Below are 18,363 nucleotides of genomic sequence, written 5' to 3'. Positions count from 1 at the left end.
GTTGTTGGCAGAGAACCGCCTAGTGGACGCGAACACGCAGTGTTCAATAAACTCATCGAGCACCACTGAGTGTGGTGTAAGTGATCGGCTTATTAGTACCAGTCAGCTTCACGCATTGCTGCGCTTCCACATCTGGCCTATCAACCCAGTAGTCTAGCTGGGAGCCTTCACACCCGAAGGTGACGGAGATCTTATCTTGAAGCCGGCTTCCCACTTAGATGCTTTCAGCGGTTATCCATCCCGAACGTAGCTAATCAGCGGTGCACTTGGCAGTACAACTGACACACCAGAGGTTCGTCCGTCCCGGTCCTCTCGTACTAAGGACAGACCTTCTCAAATCTCCTGCGCGCGCAGCGGATAGGGACCGAACTGTCTCACGACGTTCTAAACCCAGCTCGCGTACCGCTTTAATGGGCGAACAGCCCAACCCTTGGGACCAACTCCAGCCCCAGGATGCGACGAGCCGACATCGAGGTGCCAAACCATGCCGTCGATATGGACTCTTGGGCAGGATCAGCCTGTTATCCCCGAGGTACCTTTTATCCGTTGAGCGACGGCCCTTCCACACGGTGCCGCCGGATCACTAGTCCCAACTTTCGTTCCTGCTCGAGCTGCCGCTCTCACAGTCAAGCTCCCTTGTGCACTTACACTCGACACCTGATTGCCAACCAGGCTGAGGGAACCTTTGGGCGCCTCCGTTACTCTTTAGGAGGCAACCGCCCCAGTTAAACTACCCACCAGGCACTGTCCCTGGACCCGATCAGGGCCCGAAGTTAGATGCCTAACAACACCAGAGTGGTATTTCAACGATGACTCCACAACCACTAGCGTGGCCGCTTCACAGTCTCCCACCTATCCTACACAAGTGATGTCAAACACCAATACCAAGCTATAGTAAAGGTCTCGGGGTCTTTCCGTCCTGCTGCGCGTAACGAGCATCTTTACTCGTAGTGCAATTTCGCCGAGTCCACGGTTGAGACAGCGGGGAAGTCGTTACTCCATTCGTGCAGGTCGGAACTTACCCGACAAGGAATTTCGCTACCTTAGGATGGTTATAGTTACCACCGCCGTTTACTGGGGCTTAAATTCAGAGCTTCGCCACAAGTGGCTAACCCTTCCTCTTAACCTTCCAGCACCGGGCAGGAGTCAGTCCGTATACATCGTCTTACGACTTCGCACGGACCTGTGTTTTTAGTAAACAGTCGCTTCCCCCTGGTCTCTGCGACCACCACCAGCTCACCAAAGCAAGCCTGGATCACCAGGGTGGTCCCCCTTCTCCCGAAGTTACGGGGGTATTTTGCCGAGTTCCTTAACCGTGGTTCTCTCGATCGCCTTAGTATTCTCTACCTGACCACCTGTGTCGGTTATGGGTACGGGCGGTACAAGCCCTCGCGCCGATGCTTTTCTTGGCAGCATAGGATCACTGAATCCCCCACCAAAGTGGGGGCCCATCAAGTCTCACCCTTATAACGAACCCCGGATTTACCTAGGATTCGGGCTACATTCTTAGACCCAGACAACCATCGCTGGGCTCAGCTACCTTCCTGCGTCACACCTGTTAATACGCTTGGCTCCCCGGTTCAGGTCCTGCGCTCCTCGTGCACGTCAGCCCCTCGAAAGGGACCAATCACGCACGATTCGGGCAGTTAGTATCACCAGTTCACCATGGGCGGTCTTATACCGGTACGGGAATATCAACCCGTTGTCCATCGACTACGCCTGTCGGCCTCGCCTTAGGTCCCGACTAACCCAGGGCAGATTAGCTTGACCCTGGAACCCTTAGTCATTCGGCGGACACGTTTCTCACGTGTCTTTCGCTACTCATGCCTGCATTCTCACTCGAACACACTCCACAGACGAGCTTACGCTGCTGCTTCACCGCAGTGTTCGACGCTCCCCTACCCATCCAGTCCTCAAGGGACCAAATGCCACAGTTTCGGTGGTGTGCTTGAGCCCCGCTACATTGTCGGCGCGGAATCACTTGACCAGTGAGCTATTACGCACTCTTTCAAGGATGGCTGCTTCTAAGCCAACCTCCTGGTTGTCTAAGCAACTCCACATCCTTTCCCACTTAGCACACGCTTAGGGACCTTAACTGGTGGTCTGGGCTGTTTCCCTCTCGACCATGAAGCTTATCCCCCACAGTCTCACTGCTGCGCTCTCACTTGACCGGCATTCGGAGTTTAGCTGACGTCAGTAACCTTGTAGGGCCCATCGGCCATCCAGTAGCTCTACCTCCGGCAAGAAACACGCAACGCTGCACCTAAATGCATTTCGGGGAGAACCAGCTATCACGGAGTTTGATTGGCCTTTCACCCCTACCCACAGCTCATCCCCCCAGTTTTCAACCTAGGTGGGTTCGGTCCTCCACGCGCTCTTACACGCGCTTCAACCTGGCCATGGGTAGATCACTCCGCTTCGGGTCTAGACCCAGCGACTCAAACGCCCTATTCAGACTCGCTTTCGCTACGGCTTCCCCACACGGGTTAACCTCGCCACTGAGCACTAACTCGCAGGCTCATTCTTCAAAAGGCACGCCATCACACCCCTATAGGATGCTTTGACGGATTGTAGGCACATGGTTTCAGGTACTATTTCACTCCCCTCCCGGGGTACTTTTCACCATTCCCTCACGGTACTGATTCACTATCGGTTAGTAGGTAGTATTTAGGCTTACCAGGTGGTCCTGGCTGATTCACACAAGATTCCTCGAGCCTCGTGCTACTCGGGATACATCCACAGGCCGGCGGAACGCATTACAACTACGGGACTCACACCCTCTACGGCGAAGGACTCAACCTTCTTCGTCTATACGCCCGCACCTCAACCCTGAGGACTGGTAGATCCTCAACGAGATGTCCCACAACCCCGACCACGCAACCCCTACCAGGTATCACACGCAGCCGGTTTAGCCCCATCCGCTTTCGCTCGCCACTACTCACAGAATCACTACATTGTTTTCTCTTCCTGTCGGTACTGAGATGTTTCACTTCCCGACGTTCCCTCCAACCGGTCTATACATTCAACCGGTGGTCACACACCATCACAGCATGCGGGGTTTCCCCATTCGGAAATCCTGGTATCAACGCTCGGTTATCAACTCCACCAGGCTTATCGCAGATTCCCACGTCCTTCATCGGCTCCTACTACCAAGGCATTCACCATGCGCCCTAAAACACTTACGACCGCCATCACAGTAGCTGCGATGACACTCAGATATAAATGCTCGACAAAAAATTGACACAAAAAACACCAGCCACACCAAAAGTGCGACCAGCATCATTCGAGTACTCTGTTCAAAAGAACAAAAGATGCTCGCGTCCACTATGCAGTTCCCAAACAACAACCCCCACCACCATCACCAACCCCACTGACGGGGGCCGGCTACCTGAAGCCGAGGGCCAGATCCTCGAAACAACCATTGTTGTCTCAGGACCCAACAGTGTGCCAAGCACCATGCACAGATGACACCAGAACCTCTTCCCGACCCGTGTGACCCGCTCAGCGAACTGAGCAGCACAGGCGTACCGGAGGAACCAGTGCCAAGAACATGATGACGATTCATTGATATTCCACCCTTGAGCAAACCACCAGTCACACGAACGGCGACATAAGATGGCGGACCCGACTCGGGTCCTGCTCCTTAGAAAGGAGGTGATCCAGCCGCACCTTCCGGTACGGCTACCTTGTTACGACTTAGTCCCAATCGCGAGTCCCACCTTCGACGGCTCCCCCCACAAGGGTTAGGCCACCGGCTTCGGGTGTTACCCACTTTCGTGACTTGACGGGCGGTGTGTACAAGGCCCGGGAACGTATTCACCGCAGCGTTGCTGATCTGCGATTACTAGCGACTCCAACTTCACGAAGTCGAGTTGCAGACTTCGATCCGAACTGAGACCGGCTTTTAGGGATTAGCTCCACCTCACAGTATCGCAACCCATTGTACCGGCCATTGTAGCATGCGTGAAGCCCAAGACATAAGGGGCATGATGATTTGACGTCGTCCCCACCTTCCTCCGAGTTGACCCCGGCAGTCTCCCATGAGTCCCCACCATGACGTGCTGGCAACATAGGATAGGGGTTGCGCTCGTTGCGGGACTTAACCCAACATCTCACGACACGAGCTGACGACAACCATGCACCACCTGTGAACCAGCCCCGAAGGGAAACTGCATCTCTGCAGCGATCCGGTCCATGTCAAGCCTTGGTAAGGTTCTTCGCGTTGCATCGAATTAATCCGCATGCTCCGCCGCTTGTGCGGGCCCCCGTCAATTCCTTTGAGTTTTAGCCTTGCGGCCGTACTCCCCAGGCGGGGCACTTAATGCGTTAGCTACGGCGCGGAAAACGTGGAATGTCCCCCACACCTAGTGCCCAACGTTTACGGCATGGACTACCAGGGTATCTAATCCTGTTCGCTCCCCATGCTTTCGCTCCTCAGCGTCAGTAACAGCCCAGAGACCTGCCTTCGCCATCGGTGTTCCTCCTGATATCTGCGCATTTCACCGCTACACCAGGAATTCCAGTCTCCCCTACTGCACTCTAGTCTGCCCGTACCCACTGCACACCCGGGGTTGAGCCCCGGGCTTTCACAGCAGACGTGACAAACCGCCTACGAGCTCTTTACGCCCAATAATTCCGGATAACGCTCGCGCCCTACGTATTACCGCGGCTGCTGGCACGTAGTTAGCCGGCGCTTCTTCTGCAGGTACCGTCACTTTCGCTTCTTCCCTGCTGAAAGCGGTTTACAACCCGAAGGCCGTCATCCCGCACGCGGCGTCGCTGCATCAGGCTTTCGCCCATTGTGCAATATTCCCCACTGCTGCCTCCCGTAGGAGTCTGGGCCGTGTCTCAGTCCCAGTGTGGCCGGTCACCCTCTCAGGCCGGCTACCCGTCATCGCCTTGGTGAGCCTTTACCTCACCAACAAGCTGATAGGCCGCGAGTCCATCCAAGACCGATAAATCTTTCCACCAGCACCCCATGCGAGGACTGGTCGTATCCGGTATTAGACCCAGTTTCCCGGGCTTATCCCAGAGTCAAGGGAAGGTTACTCACGTGATACTCACCCGTTCGCCACTAATCCGACCGTGCAAGCACGGTCTTCATCGTTCGACTTGCATGTGTTAAGCACGCCGCCAGCGTTCATCCTGAGCCAGGATCAAACTCTCCATTAAAAAATTAATAAGAGATCGGCATCCACGATCAACAACACAAGAACCAGACCTTGCCAGAAAAACAAGGCCCTCACGATCCCTACGCCATCAACCACGGACACCAGTATGAATCCTTGGCTAAATTTTGCGATCACTACCACGGGGGTGGTAATGTCACAGTTATTAACCAAATAAATAATTTGGTATCAATAAACTTGGCACACTATTGAGTTCTCAAACAACAACCGCTACCGGCACCATCAGGAGTAAATGTTCCCCTGAATCGCTCCGAAGCAACTTTTCAAGCTTACCAACAAGCTTCCGCATCGTCAATTCAGCGTTTCCGCTGTGTTGACCAGATGATTGTCTGCGCTGCGAGCCTTCGCCCTGCTGCGCGGTTCTCAACTCTACGTCCTGGTCATCAGCGAAGTCAACTCGATGTTGACCCCTGCTCATGCCCAGTTCATCGACTGTTCAGAACCCTCCTGGACCGCTCACGATGCTGCCAGCGGCGAGGCCGGCATCAGCATCACGACGATGCCCAGAAGAAGGAAGCTATATGATTTTCAAACTCTGCTCCGGGGCTGCGCGGTCCGCTTCAAGCTTTTCCGCTGCGCCCCATGAGCACGAGACAGAACTTTACACAGGCTCAGCTCGCGGTGCAAACCAGATCGGGTGCGACCTCGGTCACATGCCTCGATGCCTGTGACTTGGGGGTTTTTGCCCCCCGCGGACTCATGATCGGTGGACCAGGGCCAGGTTCTTCTTGCCCCGGCGGATGAGCAGGAACTTCCCGTGCAGCCAGTCAGCCTCGGTCAGCACAGCCTCGCCGTCGGTGATCTTTGCGTTGTTGATGTAGGCCCCGCCGTCCTTGATGGCTCGGCGCGCTTCGCCGTTGGACTTCACCAGTCCGGTGTCGACGAGGAGTCGAACCGCCGTGGCCTCGCTGGCCGGCACGCTCGCGCGGGGCAGTTCGGCTGAGACTGCGTTCAGCGTGGGTTCGTCGATCTCTGCGATCTCGCCCTTGCCGAAGATCGCCTCAGCGGCCTCGATCACCTTGTGCGTCGCCTCTTCCCCGTGCACCAGAGAGGTGACGTCCCAGGCCAGCGCCCGCTGGGCCGCTCGCTTGAACGGTTCCTCCTCCACGGAGCGCGCCAGCTCGGCGATCTCCTCACGGGTGCGGAAGGTGAAGACCTTGAGCCGGTCGATCACATCGGCATCGGACTGGTTGAGCCAGAACTGATAGAAGGCGTAGGGCGAGCACAGCTCGGAGTCCAGCCAGATGGCGTTGCCCTCAGACTTGCCGAACTTCGTGCCGTCCGAATTCGTGATCAGCGGGGTGCCCAGTGCATGGACATGCGCGTTCTCGGCCCGGCGCACCAGCTCGGTGCCGGAGGTCAGGTTCCCCCACTGGTCGGATCCACCGAACTGCAGCGTGCAGCCGTACTGGCGGAACAGCTGCAGATAGTCGAAGCCCTGGAGGATCTGGTAGCTGAACTCGGTGTAGGAGATTCCCTCCTCGGAGTTCAGCCGCTTGGCGACGATGTCCTTCTTGATCATCGTGCCCACGCGGAAGTACTTGCCGATGTCGCGGAGGAACTCGATGGCGCTGACGCCCTGGGTCCAGTCCAGGTTGTTGACCATGGTGGCGCCGCTGTCTCCGTCGAAGGAGATGTAGTGCTTGATCTGGTTCTGCAGGGAGTCGACCCAGCCGGCCACGATCTCAGGGGTGTGCAGGGTGCGTTCACTCGAGGGGCGCGGATCTCCGATGAGTCCGGTGGATCCGCCCACCAGGGCCAGCGGCCGGTGCCCGGCGAGCTGGATGCGCCGCATCGTCAGCAGCTGCACCAGGTGACCCAGGTGCAGCGAAGCCGCAGTGGGATCGAAGCCGCAGTAATAGACCAGCGGATCTCCCGCCAGCGCCTCCTCCAGCGCCCCCTCATCGGTGGAGACGTGAACCAGTCCGCGCCAGTTCAGCTCCTGCCAGAGACTCTCGAAGCTTGCGTCGTTGCGCTGTTCGGCCAGCGCCGGGTTCGTGGATTCGAGGCTCGTCTGCGTCACAGCAGGTACGTTAGCACCAATCATGACCGGCCGGCTGGTTCAGAACCCGGCCGGAAGGTCCCGCGACGCCACCACGTGCAGAGCATGCGTGGGTCGGGTCAGCGCGACATAGAGACTGCCCACCCGCCCGGCCGTCTCCTCGAGGATCTCGGTCGGCTCGATGAGCACCACGGCGTCGAACTCCAGACCCTTCGCCTCGTCGGCGGAGAGGGCAAGGATGTCCTCGGTCAGCGAGCCGGCGCCCCGGCCGACCCGTGAACCGAACTCGGACACCAGTGCGCGCCGGGTCGCCCCGAGCAGGCGCTCCGGGACGATCGCCGCGACGAGTCCCTCCCCCACTCGGTCCTGTTCAGTGCGCACGGCCGCAGCGGCCGCGGCGATGAGGCTCTCGGCGTCGACCTTCTCCACCACGGGTGGGTGCTCCCCCTCGCGGACGCTGCGCAGCGAGGTGGTGGTGAGCCCATTGGCCGCGGCCACGCGTTCGGCCAGCTCCACGATGGTGCCCGGGGTGCGGTAGTTCACGGTGAGCTCCTCCACGCGCATGCGCTCGCCCACGAAGGGCGCCATCGCCTCCTGCCAGCTGGAGGCGGCAGAGGGGGAGGATCCCTGGGCGATGTCGCCGACGATGGTGAAGGACTTCAGCGGGCACCGGCGCATCAGCACGTGCCACTGCATGGGCGAGAGCTCCTGCGCCTCATCGACCACGACATGTCCATAGGTCCAGGTGCGATCGACCTGCGCGCGTTCGGCTGCGGTGAGCCGCGGCCCGGACTCGGTGTTCATGTCCACCACGGCCTGGGCGTCGAGGAAGCCCTCGATCCCCATCTCCTCCAGCTGCGGGGTGGCGTTCTCCACCGCGCGTTGCGCGTTCTCCAGGGACCGGGCCTGCGCCGCCTTCTGCCGCGCGGCCTCCCGACCAGCGGTCACGTCCAGGGCGCCGAGCAGCTCGGCCGCCTCATCGAGCAGCGGAACATCGGAACTGGTGAAGGGGCTGCCCGGCTCGCGCCGGAGCAGCTCACGTTCGGCGGAGCTGAGCTCCGGGGCGACTTCGGCCAGGTACTTCGGCCTGGCGAAGAGATCCTCGAGCAGGTTCTGGGGGCTGCGCGGCATCCAGCACAGGTTCAGCAGCACGCGGACGTCCCGGGCGCTGCGGACATCTTCGAGCAGATAGGACCGGTCAGCCTCATTGCCCTCGGAGCGCTTCTCGATGATGCGCTCGAGCTTCTCGGCGATCTCTTTGACCAGGACCTTCACGAAGGTGGTCCGGGCCTCGTTATAGGGCTTGCCGGTGGCCCGGGCACGTTCCAGGGCGCGGTTGACCATCCTGGGCGTGACGCCCACACGGGTGCCGTCCACGGTGACGTCGCGTACCTCCCCGATGGTGCGCTGCCGGTGGGCCACGGCTGCTCCGATGATCTGGACCCAGTCCAGGCGACCCTTGATCTCCTCGATCCGCGGGTCCTTCTCCTCGCCGCCGCGCACCCCGGGGAAGAGCTCGGAGAGGGAGGACAGCACGACGCCGGTCTCGCCCAGGGAGGGCAGCACCCGGTCGATATAGGACATGAAGGTGGAGTTCGGCCCCACGATCAGCACGCCTGCAGACTTCAGCCGATCGCGGTTGCTGTAGAGCAGGTAGGCGGCGCGGTGCAGCGCCACAGCCGTCTTTCCGGTGCCTGGTCCGCCCTGGACCACCATGACCCCGGGCATCCCGGCACGGATGATCCGATCCTGCTCGGACTGGATGGTCGCGACGATGTCGCCCATCTGTCCGGTGCGCCGCGCGGTCAGCGCGGCGAGCAGGGCGCCGTCGCCATGGTTGTGGCTGCCCTCCTCCAGCATGGAGGCGTCCAGGACGTCGTCCTCCACGCCGTGGACCTCGCGGCGCTTCAGCAGCAGATGGCGACGACGACGCACCCCCTGGCGCTCGAAGGCCGTGGCCTGATAGAATACGCCGGCCTCTGGGGCGCGCCAGTCGAGCATCAGTCGCTGATGGTTCGCCGCAGTCAGTCCGATGCGTCCGATGTAGCGGCACTCGCCGGAGTCATGGTCCAGCCGGCCGAACACCAGGCGGTCATCCACCGCGTTGAGCTGCGCCAGGCGATCTTCATACATCGCGGCGAAGGCATCCCGTTCAGAGGCGTTCTGCATGGTGCCGGTGGAGCCCACACTGCGCACCTTGGCCAGCTGCGCCTCTTTCTCGGCGCGCAGCTCATCGAGCCGGGAGTAGAGCAGACCGACGTACTCGCGCTCCTCCTCGACTCCGGCCTCGAGGCCGGGCACAGGGATGTCATTGTCTTCGGGCATGATCTCGGCCGTGGCCGAGGGGTGTGAGTCACTCATCAAGCAGCGCAGCTCTCCGTCGCGAATTTGCTGACCATCAATCATACCTCTATTCGAGTGAACCGAAGATGACGAGTCCCTCCGGAACTCAGCTGGCCCTCCCGGCTGGCTGCTGATCTTCCCGGGACCCGAGCTCGACTGGAACGTTCTTCCCAGGTCGGTAGGCCGAGACCGAGGCGTCAGCCTCGATCCAGTAGCGCCATAGGTACCGTCTGCTGCCCCCGGTTCCCGAGACCCCGACCCGCGGCCCGCGGCTGACCTGCTCGCTCGGCAGCGCGGCCGCGGGCGGGCTCAGCGTGAAGCGCGCCGGAGAGGGGTCGAGGGCCTCCACGTCGAGTCCGGACCCGGAGTCATCGATGATGTTCAGTGCGGTGGCATCCATGGGCAGGGTGATGCCCAGCCCCTGGCCCAGCCGGCCGGGGCCGGAGAGCAGCTTGGCCCCGGTGTCCCGTCCGCCCCGACGCTCCACGGCAAGATCACGGCCCTCCAGGACCTCCGCGGCGCGCAGCAGGACACCGCCTGCCGTTCCGTCCGCGTCACATGCGAAGTTCAGACAGCGGTGGATCCCGTAGTTGAGGTAGACGTAGGTGTGCCGGGGAGGCCCGAACAGCGAGGAGTTGCGGGCTGTCCTGCCGTTGTAGCTGTGTGCACCCGGGTCCTCGCCCTGGTCCCCATAGGCCTCGACCTCGGTCAGCCGGACGCGCACCGAGCCCTCTGCCGTGCTGACGGTGAGCTCACAGCCCAGCAGCGCAGGCGCCAGCTCGGTGGCGTGGCCGTCGAAGAGGGCATTCAGGCGCGCAGAATCCATCTGCCCATGATGGCAGAAGCGGACCCGGCTCGGGTCTCCGGTTCAGTCCTCGGTCTCGGTCACCGACTGCCAGCTGAAGGCTCACCAGGGCTGACGTAGCCCTGCGCGTGGGCCGCGACATCGTTGACGTATTCCACGGACTGGTTATAGGCGACGACGGCGTCCACCCATCCCTGGTCTGAGCTCAGCTCTCCGCCGCTTTCGCAGAGATATACGGCGGCGGTGAGCGCGGCGTCGTCGAACTGGTGCGGATCCGAGGCGCCGCTTCGGCTGCCGTCCTGGGCGTAGAGCGCCCAGGTTCCCGGGATGAACTGCATGGGCCCGACGGCGCGGTCCCAGTCGGCGTCGCCGTCCAGGCTGCCGCCGTCGGTGTCGGGGATCTCGGCCAGGCCGGGAGCACCATCCAGCGGCACCCCGATGATCCGGGGGGAGACCTGTCCGTCGGATGCCACCTGAGCCTCGCCGTAGGTTCCGTGCTGAGACTCGACCTGACCGATGCCCGCCAGCGTGTTCCAGCCCAGCCCGCAGTCGGGACGGGTCTGCGAGACCAGCAGTGCCGCTCCGGCATAGGCCGCGAGGGCACGCTGCGGGATGCCGGTGCGTTCTGCCACGGTCTCGAGCCACTGCTCGTCGGCGAGACCGGCGCTCGGTGCCCAGTGTTCCCAGGGCGCCGCGGCCTCGGCCGGTTCCGCAGGTTCGGGCAGGCGCTGGTCCGGTGCGCTCGGGTACTCCAGCGCAGGCGCCTCCCGCGGCGCGGAGCAGCCGGCACTCACGAACAGAATCGCCCCGGCCGTGAGGGCCAGGACGGCTCGGCGCCGGCTCATGCGCGCAGCCTCAGCGGGCCCATGTCACAGACGGGCACAAGCCACAGACGGGGCGATCGGCACCGACGGATCAATCGACACCGCTCAGCTGACGGTGTCGGGACCGACATTGCTGCCCGGCGAGGCGAGGAACTCCTCGACCGTCTGCAGCTGCGACTTCAGCTCGGCGAGCTGTTCCGCCACGGCCGAGGGGGCGGTGCCGCCGCGGGAGGATCGCGAGTTCAGCGAACCGAAGGTGGTCAGCACCTCTCGGACGGCAGGGGTCAGCAGTGCTGAGATGCCCGTCAGCTCCTCATCGGTGAGGTCCCAGAGTTCGACGTCGCGGGATTCAGCGACGCGCACCGCCTCACCCGAGAGCTCATGGGCCACCCGGAACGGCACGCCCTGCCGGACGAGCCATTCGGCGATGTCGGTGGCCAGGGCGAAGCCGCGCGGGGCCAGCTCGGCCATCCGGTCCGTGTGGAAGACCAGGGTCGCGATCATCCCGGAGACCGCCGGGAGCAGCAGCTCCAGAGTGTCCACAGCGTCGAAGAGCGGCTCCTTGTCCTCCTGCAGGTCGCGGTTGTACGCCAGCGGCAGACCCTTCAGCGTGGCCAGCAGTCCGGTCAGGTCACCGATGAGCCGACCCGACTTGCCGCGGGCCAGCTCTGCCACATCGGGGTTCTTCTTCTGCGGCATAATCGAGCTGCCGGTGGAGAAGGCGTCATCGAGAGTGACGAATCCTGCCTCTTTGGTGGCCCAGAAGATGATCTCCTCGCTGATCCGCGAGAGGTCCACCCCGATCATCGCGCTGACCCAGGAGAACTCGGCATAGACATCCCGCGCCGCGGTGCCGTCGATGGAGTTCCACGCGGCCTGGTCGAAACCGAGCTCCTCGGCCACCCGCTGCGGGTCCAGGCCCAGCGAGGACCCGGCGAGTGCCCCAGAGCCATACGGCGAGGTGGCCGCCCGCCGATCCCAGTCCATGAGGCGCTGCAGGTCACGCAGCAGCGCCCAGGCATGCGCCAGCAGATGATGGCTCAGCAGCACCGGCTGGGCATGCTGCAGGTGGGTGCGTCCGGGCATGGGGGCGTGCGGGTGCGCCTGAGCCTGAGCGACCAATGATTCGATGGTGCCCAGCACCCCGGCACCGACGACCCTGGCGTGATCGCGCAGGAACATCCGCCCCATGGTCGCGATCTGGTCATTGCGGGAGCGTCCGGCTCGGAGCTTTCCGCCGAGGTCCTCGCCGGCGCGCTGGAGCAGTCCGCGCTCCAGTGCGCCGTGGACATCCTCATCGCTGACCGCGGGCACGAAGGCCCCGGAGAGCACGTCGGCCTCGAGCTGATCAAGGGCTTGGAGCATCCCGCGAAGCTCACCATCATCGAGCAGGCCGGTGCGGTGCAGCACCCGCGCGTGGGCACGAGATCCGGCGATGTCATAGCGGGCGAGCCGGAAGTCGAAATGTGTGGACTTGCTCAGCGCCGCCAGCGCATCGGCGGGGCCTGTGGCGAACCTGCCGCCCCAGAGCGCCCCCTCATTGGTGCCGTGCCGGCCGCTCTGAGAATCCGGGCTCTCCGCATTCACGCTCTCCGGGGTCATGCTCAGCGGTCCAGGCTGCCCAGGCCGGAGAAGTCCGGCTTGCCGTGGATACGCTGCTCGCGCTGGGAGGCCACCTTGGAGGAGAGGCCGAAGATGTCGATGAAGCCGCGGGCGCTGGACTGATCGAAGGCATCGCCGGCGTCATAGGTGGCGAGGTTGAAGTCGTACAGGCTCGTCTCGGAGCGGCGGCCCTGCACGGTGGCGCGGCCGCCGTGCAGCTCCAGGCGAATCTCGCCGGAGACGTACTTCTGCGTCTCGTCGATGAAGCTGTCCAGGTTCCGCTTGAGCGGGGAGAACCACTGGCCGTCATAGACCAGCTCGGTCCAGCGCTGATCCACGGTCTTCTTGAACCGGGCCTGCTCGCGCTCCAGCGTGATGTTCTCCAGCTCGCGGTGCGCAGCGATCAGCGCCATCGCACCGGGGGCCTCGTAGATCTCGCGGGACTTGATCCCGACCAGGCGATCTTCGACGATGTCGATCCGACCGATGCCCTGGGCGCCGGCGCGGCGGTTGAGCTGCTCGATCGCTTCCAGCGCGGTCACGGTCTGACCGTCCAGGGCCACGGGCACGCCCTGATCGAAGGTGATGTTCACGATGTCGGGCGAGGGCGGGAAGGAGGGGTCCTCGGTGTAGTCGTAGACGTCCTTGGTGGGACCGTTCCAGATGTCCTCCAGGAAGCCGGTCTCCACCGCGCGGCCCCACACGTTCTGATCGATCGAGAAGGGGTTCTTCTTCGTCGTCTCGATCGGCAGGCTGTGCTTCTCGGCATATTCGATGGCGAGCTCACGGGTCAGCGCGAGGTCACGGACCGGGGCGATGCACTTGAGCTCTGGACCCAGGGTCTGGATGCCGACCTCGAAGCGGACCTGGTCATTGCCCTTGCCGGTGCAGCCGTGGGCCACAGTGGTGGCCCCGAACTGCTGCGCGGCGGCGACCAGGTGCTTGGTGATCACCGGGCGGGAGATCGCGGAGACCAGCGGGTAGGAGTCCATGTAGAGGCCGTTGGCCTTCAGCGTGGGCATGCAGTACTGGTCGGCGAACTCGTCGCGGGCGTCTGCGACATAGGCCTCCACGGCGCCGCAGTCCAGCGCGCGCTGGCGCACGGTCTCCAGCGACTCACCGCCCTGTCCCACATCGACAGCGACGGCGACGACCTCCTGGCCGGTGGCTTCGGCGATCCAGCCGATCGCCACAGAGGTGTCGAGGCCGCCGGAATAGGCGAGAACAATACGATCAGTCACAGCGGGTCTCCTTGAAGAACGGAATCTTGGCTCGGGAACACTCTACATAATTATTCGAAGGTCTGCATAAACTCGGGTTCAGTGAGTCCGCCTCCCGCTCAGGCTATCGGTACCATGACGCGACGAAGGCGTTCTCGGGACCCTCTCGGCACGGGCTCCGATAGACTTGCGGCCATGTCACAAGACTCCCGCCCCTCGGCCGATGCCCCGGAGAACCAGCCGCCCGCCGACGGCGGCACCCCTGAGCTCACCGCGGAACAGATGGAGTTTCTCGCCTCGATGTTCGACGTCGCCCGCTCCGGCAGGACCCAGGAGCTGCTGGACCTGGTGGACCGCGGCGTGCCGGTGAACCTCAGCAACGACAAGGGTGACTCGCTGCTCATCCTCGCGGTCTACAACGATCATACGGAGCTGGCCGAGGGCCTGCTCGCCCGCGGCGCCGATGTTCACCGGATCAACGATCGCGGCCAGACGGCGCTCGGCTGTGCGGTGTTCCGGCAGAACGAGGAGGCGACCAGAGCGCTCCTGGCAGCGGGCTCGGATCCCCACCTGGGACGGCAGAGTGCCTATGCGGTGGCCGAGATCTTCAGCCTCGACTCGATGCGCGCGATCCTGGACGCACACCAGAGCTGAACTAGCTGCGACCCTCGGCGAAGCCGGTGAACCGATCGGCCACGGCCGCTCCCCCGGTCGGGCTCGTGGTGACCACCATGATCGTGTCATCGCCGGCGATGCAGCCCAGCACCTCGTGCAGCCCGGCGTGATCCACTGCGCTGGCCAGGAACTGCGCCGCTCCCGGCGGGGTGCGCAGGATGACCAGATTCGCGCTGGGCTCCGCGGAGACCAGCAGATCCTTGCACAGCGCGATCAGGCGCGCCGTCATCATCGCTTCGGTCTGATCCGCCTGCAGCTCGCGATCGTGGCCGTCCGAGGGCACCGCGTAGATCAGCGAACCCTGCGCCCCGCGCACCCGCGCCGCACCGATCTCTTCGAGGTCCCGGGAGAGCGTGCCCTGGGTGACCGTGACGCCGGCGTCCGCCAGGCGCTGTGCGAGCTCAGCCTGGGAGCGCACCGAGGATCGGGAGATCAGCTCGCGGATCTGCGCGTGGCGGGCAGTCTTCGTGGTCGGCGTCACCTCAGCGCACCGCCGCTCGGACAAGCCGCTCGGTCTCGGCATCGGCCAGCCCGGACTCCACCAGCAGCCAGGCCATCAGCGCCTTCTGCGCATGCAGCCGGTTCTCCGCCTCGTCCCAGACCACGGACTGCGGCCCGTCGATCACCTCGGCGCTGATCTCCACCCCGCGGTAGGCGGGCAGGCAGTGCAGGACGACGGCGCCCGGCGCGGCCTGCGCCATCGCCGCCGCGTCGACGCGATAGTCGCCGAAGCGGGTCAGCCGCTGCTCCTTCTGCTCCTCCTGGCCCATGGAGATCCAGGTGTCGGTGGCCACCACATCGGCTCCGCGAAGCGCCTCCGCCGGATCCGTGGTGACCAGCACTGCGCCGCCGGTGAGCGCGGCGCGCCCACGGGCGGCCTCGATGATCCCTGGTTCCGGCAGGCTGCCTTCCGGCCCGGCGATCCGGACATCCATGCCGGCGTTGGCCCCGGCCAGGAGATAGGAGTTGGCCATGTTGTTCGCCGCATCGCCCAGGTAGGCCAGCGAGCGGCCCGTCGTGGAGCCCAGGTGTTCCCGCACGGTGAGCAGGTCGGCCAGCAGCTGACAGGGGTGGTAGTCGTCCGAGAGCGCGTTGATCACCGGGACGCCGCTGTGCTCGGCCATCTCCTCCAGGCCCGAGTGCGCATAGGTGCGCCAGATGATCAGGCTGACCATCCGCTCGAGCACTCGGGCGGTGTCCGCGATGGACTCCTTGTGACCGAGCTGGGACTCCCCGGGATTGACCACCAGTGGAGCACCCCCCAGGGCCGAGATTCCCGCAGCGAAGGAGAACCGGGTGCGCGTGGAGGTCTTGTCGAAGAACACGGCCGCCGTCTGCGGACCGGCCAGTGCCCTTATCGCATAGGGATCGGCCTTCAGATGACCGGCGAGGGTCAGCACCTGGTCGAGCTCGGCGGGGCTGAGGTCGAGGTCGGTGAGGAAATGGCGGACGGTCATGAGGTGCTCCTGCGGTGGATCTCGGGAAGGGCGTCGATGAAGCGCTGGATCTGTTCGATGGTGGTGATCAGCGGAGGGGCCAGCCGCAGCGTGTGCGGACCGGTGGCGTTGATGATGAAGCCGGCCTCCAGCGCCGCGGCGACCATGGCGGGAGCGGGCGCGGCGGACGGTCCGCCGGCGCTGGGGGCCTCCCCGGGGGCGCCGCTGAGGCTGGGGGCGATGTCGATGCCGATGAGCAGCCCGTGCGCGCGGACCTCTGCCACGAAGTCCAGCTCCTCGAGCTCCTGCTGGGCATGGGCGCTGACCCGGCGGACCTGGGAGAGCAGGTCACCGGCCTCGATGGCGTCCAGCGTGGCGAGTGCGGCGGCGGTGGCGGCGGGGTTGCCGCCGAAGGTGGTGCCGTGCTGGCCCGGGCTCAGCAGGGAGCTGGCGTGTTCGCCGAAGGTCAGCATGGCGCCGATGGGGAATCCCCCGCCGAGGCCCTTTGCCAGCGTCATCGCATCGGGGATCACCGCGTCTGTCTCGGCCGGGGCTGAGGCGAACCACGCGCCGGTGCGGCCGATGCCGGACTGGACCTCGTCGAAGATCAGCAGCGCACCGGCGGCCCGGGTGATCTCACGAGCCTGCTCGAGGTAGCCGTCCGGGTGGCCGTGGACCCCGGCTTCACCCTGGATGGGTTCGATGATGACGGCTGCCACGGTCTCATCCACGGCGGCGCGCAGGGCGGCGGCATCGCCGGCCGGCACCCACTCCACCCCCTGCGGCAGGGGCTCGAAGGGTTCCCGATAGCTGGGTTTGTGGGTCATCGCCAGGGCGCCCATGGTCCGGCCGTGGAAGCCGTTCTCCAGGGCGATGATCCTGGAGCGGGAGGTCCCGCCGTGGCGGCGCGCCAGTTTGAAGGCGGCCTCGTTGGCCTCGGTTCCCGAGTTGGTGAAGAAGACCTTGGAGCCCGACGGCGCCTGGGCCAGCGTGAGCAGCTTCTCCGCCAGAGCGATCTGGGGCGGGCTGGTGAAGAAGTTGGAGATATGACCCAGCGTGCTCAGCTGGGAGGAGACCGCGCTGGTGATCAGCGGGTGGGCGTGGCCCAGTGCGTTGACGGCGATGCCGCCGAGCAGGTCGAGGTACTCGCGGCCGTCAGCATCCCAGACGGTTGCGCCAGATCCGCGCACCAGCACCCGCTGCGGGGTGCCGAACACTCCGAGCAGCGAGTCGCTGTAGCGGGCCAGCAGCTCGTCCCCGGAGTCCCCGGTCCCGGCGGCTGTGTTCTGCCTGCTCATGCGTCCTCCTCATCGGGCACGATCTGCGTTCCCACGCCTTCGGTGGTGACGATCTCCAGCAGCATCGAGTGCGGGGCGCGTCCATCCACCACGTGGGCTCGCGGCACGCCGGACTCGACGGCCTTCAGGGCCGCGGTCATTTTGGGGATCATGCCTGATTCCAGGCTGGGCAGCATGGCGCGCAGGTCCGTGGCGCTCAGTGAGGAGATCAGGGAGGACTTGTCCGGCCAGTTCGCATAGAGACCCTCCACGTCGGTGAGCATCACGAGCTTCGCGGCGCCCAGCGCGGAGGCGACGGCGGCGGCGGCAAGGTCCGCGTTGACGTTGAGCACCTCGCCGGTGGGCTGGGCACCGGGCTCGGCCGAGTCGAACTCGGGCGCGATCGTGGAGATCACGGGGATGCGTCCGGCGGCGAGGATGTCCTTGATCGCTTCGGGGTTGACGCCGCTGACCTCTCCGACCAGGCCGAGGTCCACGGTCTCGCCGTCGATCTCCACGCTGGTCCGGGTCGCCTGCAGCAGGGCGGCGTCCTCGCCGGAGAGTCCCACGGCGTAGGGCCCATGACTGTTGATCAGCCCGATGAGCTGGCGACCGACCTGACCCGTGAGCACCATGCGGACCACATCCATGGCCTCGGGCGTGGTCACCCGCTGACCGGCGCGGAACTCTGATTCGATGCCCAGCGTCTCCAGCATCGCGTTGATCTGTGGCCCTCCGCCATGGACGACCACCGGATTGACGCCCACATGGCGCAGGAAGACGACGTCCTCGGCGAAGGCGCGGCGCAGCTCATCGTTGACCATGGCGTTGCCGCCGTATTTGATCACGATGGTCTCACCGGCGAACTTCTGGATCCAGGGCAGGGCCTCGACCAGGACGGCGGCCTTGTCCCCGGCTGAGCCGAGGCTCCCGGCGTCGCGGGGCTTCAGAGTGGAGGTCATCGGTGTCCTCGGGTGGCTGGACTGGGTG

Annotated in this window: 11 protein-coding genes and 2 rRNA genes; 1 reads left to right on the top strand and 12 read right to left on the bottom strand. The window is 64.1% G+C overall.

Translation table 11 applies throughout. The features are described 5' to 3' along the window. Window positions 1-72 precede the first annotated feature (72 nt). The 8 genes from H4W27_RS03545 to H4W27_RS03510 form a co-directional block, all read right to left on the bottom strand. Window positions 73-3,185 (bottom strand): 23S ribosomal RNA (locus tag H4W27_RS03545). A 462-nt stretch (window positions 3,186-3,647) separates the two neighbouring features. Continuing rightward, window positions 3,648-5,172 (bottom strand): 16S ribosomal RNA (locus H4W27_RS03540). The 16S and 23S rRNA genes sit together here, the layout of an rRNA operon. A gap of 714 nt (window positions 5,173-5,886) precedes the next feature. Then, window positions 5,887-7,236, bottom strand: coding sequence for a tyrosine--tRNA ligase (gene tyrS, locus H4W27_RS03535; RefSeq protein WP_192594712.1), 1,350 nt, complete (start codon window positions 7,234-7,236; stop codon window positions 5,887-5,889). 15 nt (window positions 7,237-7,251) lie between these two features. Then, window positions 7,252-9,516: a HelD family protein gene (locus H4W27_RS03530; protein ID WP_192596401.1), complete on the bottom strand. Its 2,265-nt coding sequence runs from the start codon at window positions 9,514-9,516 to the stop codon at window positions 7,252-7,254. A gap of 124 nt (window positions 9,517-9,640) precedes the next feature. Beyond that, the gene (locus tag H4W27_RS03525; protein ID WP_192594711.1) at window positions 9,641-10,360 is read right to left on the bottom strand and encodes a DNA-3-methyladenine glycosylase; all 720 of its coding nucleotides are present in this window, start codon (window positions 10,358-10,360) and stop codon (window positions 9,641-9,643) included. Window positions 10,361-10,419: 59 nt separating this feature from the next. Continuing rightward, window positions 10,420-11,184, bottom strand: a complete 765-nt coding sequence (locus tag H4W27_RS03520) for a lytic transglycosylase domain-containing protein (RefSeq protein ID WP_192594710.1) — start codon at window positions 11,182-11,184, stop codon at window positions 10,420-10,422. 84 nt (window positions 11,185-11,268) lie between these two features. Continuing rightward, the gene (gene argH / locus H4W27_RS03515) at window positions 11,269-12,765 is read right to left on the bottom strand and encodes an argininosuccinate lyase (protein WP_192594709.1); all 1,497 of its coding nucleotides are present in this window, start codon (window positions 12,763-12,765) and stop codon (window positions 11,269-11,271) included. 2 nt (window positions 12,766-12,767) lie between these two features. Further along, window positions 12,768-14,006 carry an argininosuccinate synthase gene (locus H4W27_RS03510; protein ID WP_192594708.1) on the bottom strand — a complete coding sequence of 413 codons (1,239 nt, stop codon included), beginning with the start codon at window positions 14,004-14,006 and terminating at the stop codon, window positions 12,768-12,770. A gap of 174 nt (window positions 14,007-14,180) precedes the next feature. On the opposite strand from H4W27_RS03510, the gene H4W27_RS03505 reads away from it, so the two are divergent. Continuing rightward, window positions 14,181-14,639 carry an ankyrin repeat domain-containing protein gene (locus H4W27_RS03505; protein ID WP_225938988.1) on the top strand — a complete coding sequence of 153 codons (459 nt, stop codon included), beginning with the start codon at window positions 14,181-14,183 and terminating at the stop codon, window positions 14,637-14,639. Window position 14,640: 1 nt separating this feature from the next. On the opposite strand, the gene H4W27_RS03500 is transcribed toward H4W27_RS03505, so the two are convergent. The 4 genes from H4W27_RS03500 to argB are packed head-to-tail and all read right to left on the bottom strand — an operon-like array spanning window position 14,641 to window position 18,335. Then, a complete protein-coding gene (locus tag H4W27_RS03500) occupies window positions 14,641-15,141 on the bottom strand; it encodes an arginine repressor (protein WP_318782116.1) in 501 nt (166 codons plus the stop codon). Window position 15,142: 1 nt separating this feature from the next. After that, window positions 15,143-16,117: an ornithine carbamoyltransferase gene (argF, locus tag H4W27_RS03495; RefSeq protein ID WP_192594706.1), complete on the bottom strand. Its 975-nt coding sequence runs from the start codon at window positions 16,115-16,117 to the stop codon at window positions 15,143-15,145. Then, window positions 16,114-17,394 (bottom strand): acetylornithine transaminase, encoded by a 1,281-nt coding sequence (locus tag H4W27_RS03490; protein ID WP_192594705.1) that lies wholly within the window; start codon window positions 17,392-17,394, stop codon window positions 16,114-16,116. Before H4W27_RS03490 ends, argF begins: the two co-directional genes overlap by 4 nt. Further along, window positions 17,391-18,335 (bottom strand): acetylglutamate kinase, encoded by a 945-nt coding sequence (argB, locus tag H4W27_RS03485; RefSeq protein WP_192594704.1) that lies wholly within the window; start codon window positions 18,333-18,335, stop codon window positions 17,391-17,393. The genes H4W27_RS03490 and argB overlap by 4 nt, the downstream gene beginning before the upstream one ends. Window positions 18,336-18,363: the final 28 nt, after the last annotated feature.

Source organism: Nesterenkonia lutea (assembly GCF_014873955.1).
In the GTDB taxonomy this organism is placed as follows: domain Bacteria; phylum Actinomycetota; class Actinomycetes; order Actinomycetales; family Micrococcaceae; genus Nesterenkonia; species Nesterenkonia lutea.
The sequence above is the reverse complement of the archived record's forward strand: the minus strand, read 5'-3'. Positions and strand labels throughout refer to the sequence as shown.

Bases quoted from the DNA above. Each gene is read 5' to 3' on its own strand.
- tyrS (WP_192594712.1), bottom strand. From the start codon at position 7,236: ATGATTGGTGCTAACGTACCTGCTGTGACGCAGACGAGCCTCGAATCC.
- H4W27_RS03530 (WP_192596401.1), bottom strand. From the start codon at position 9,516: ATGCCCGAAGACAATGACATCCCTGTGCCCGGCCTCGAGGCCGGAGTC.
- H4W27_RS03525 (WP_192594711.1), bottom strand. From the start codon at position 10,360: ATGGATTCTGCGCGCCTGAATGCCCTCTTCGACGGCCACGCCACCGAG.
- H4W27_RS03520 (WP_192594710.1), bottom strand. From the start codon at position 11,184: ATGAGCCGGCGCCGAGCCGTCCTGGCCCTCACGGCCGGGGCGATTCTG.
- argH (WP_192594709.1), bottom strand. From the start codon at position 12,765: ATGACCCCGGAGAGCGTGAATGCGGAGAGCCCGGATTCTCAGAGCGGC.
- H4W27_RS03505 (WP_225938988.1), top strand. From the start codon at position 14,181: ATGTCACAAGACTCCCGCCCCTCGGCCGATGCCCCGGAGAACCAGCCG.
- argF (WP_192594706.1), bottom strand. From the start codon at position 16,117: ATGACCGTCCGCCATTTCCTCACCGACCTCGACCTCAGCCCCGCCGAG.
- H4W27_RS03490 (WP_192594705.1), bottom strand. From the start codon at position 17,394: ATGAGCAGGCAGAACACAGCCGCCGGGACCGGGGACTCCGGGGACGAG.
- argB (WP_192594704.1), bottom strand. From the start codon at position 18,335: ATGACCTCCACTCTGAAGCCCCGCGACGCCGGGAGCCTCGGCTCAGCC.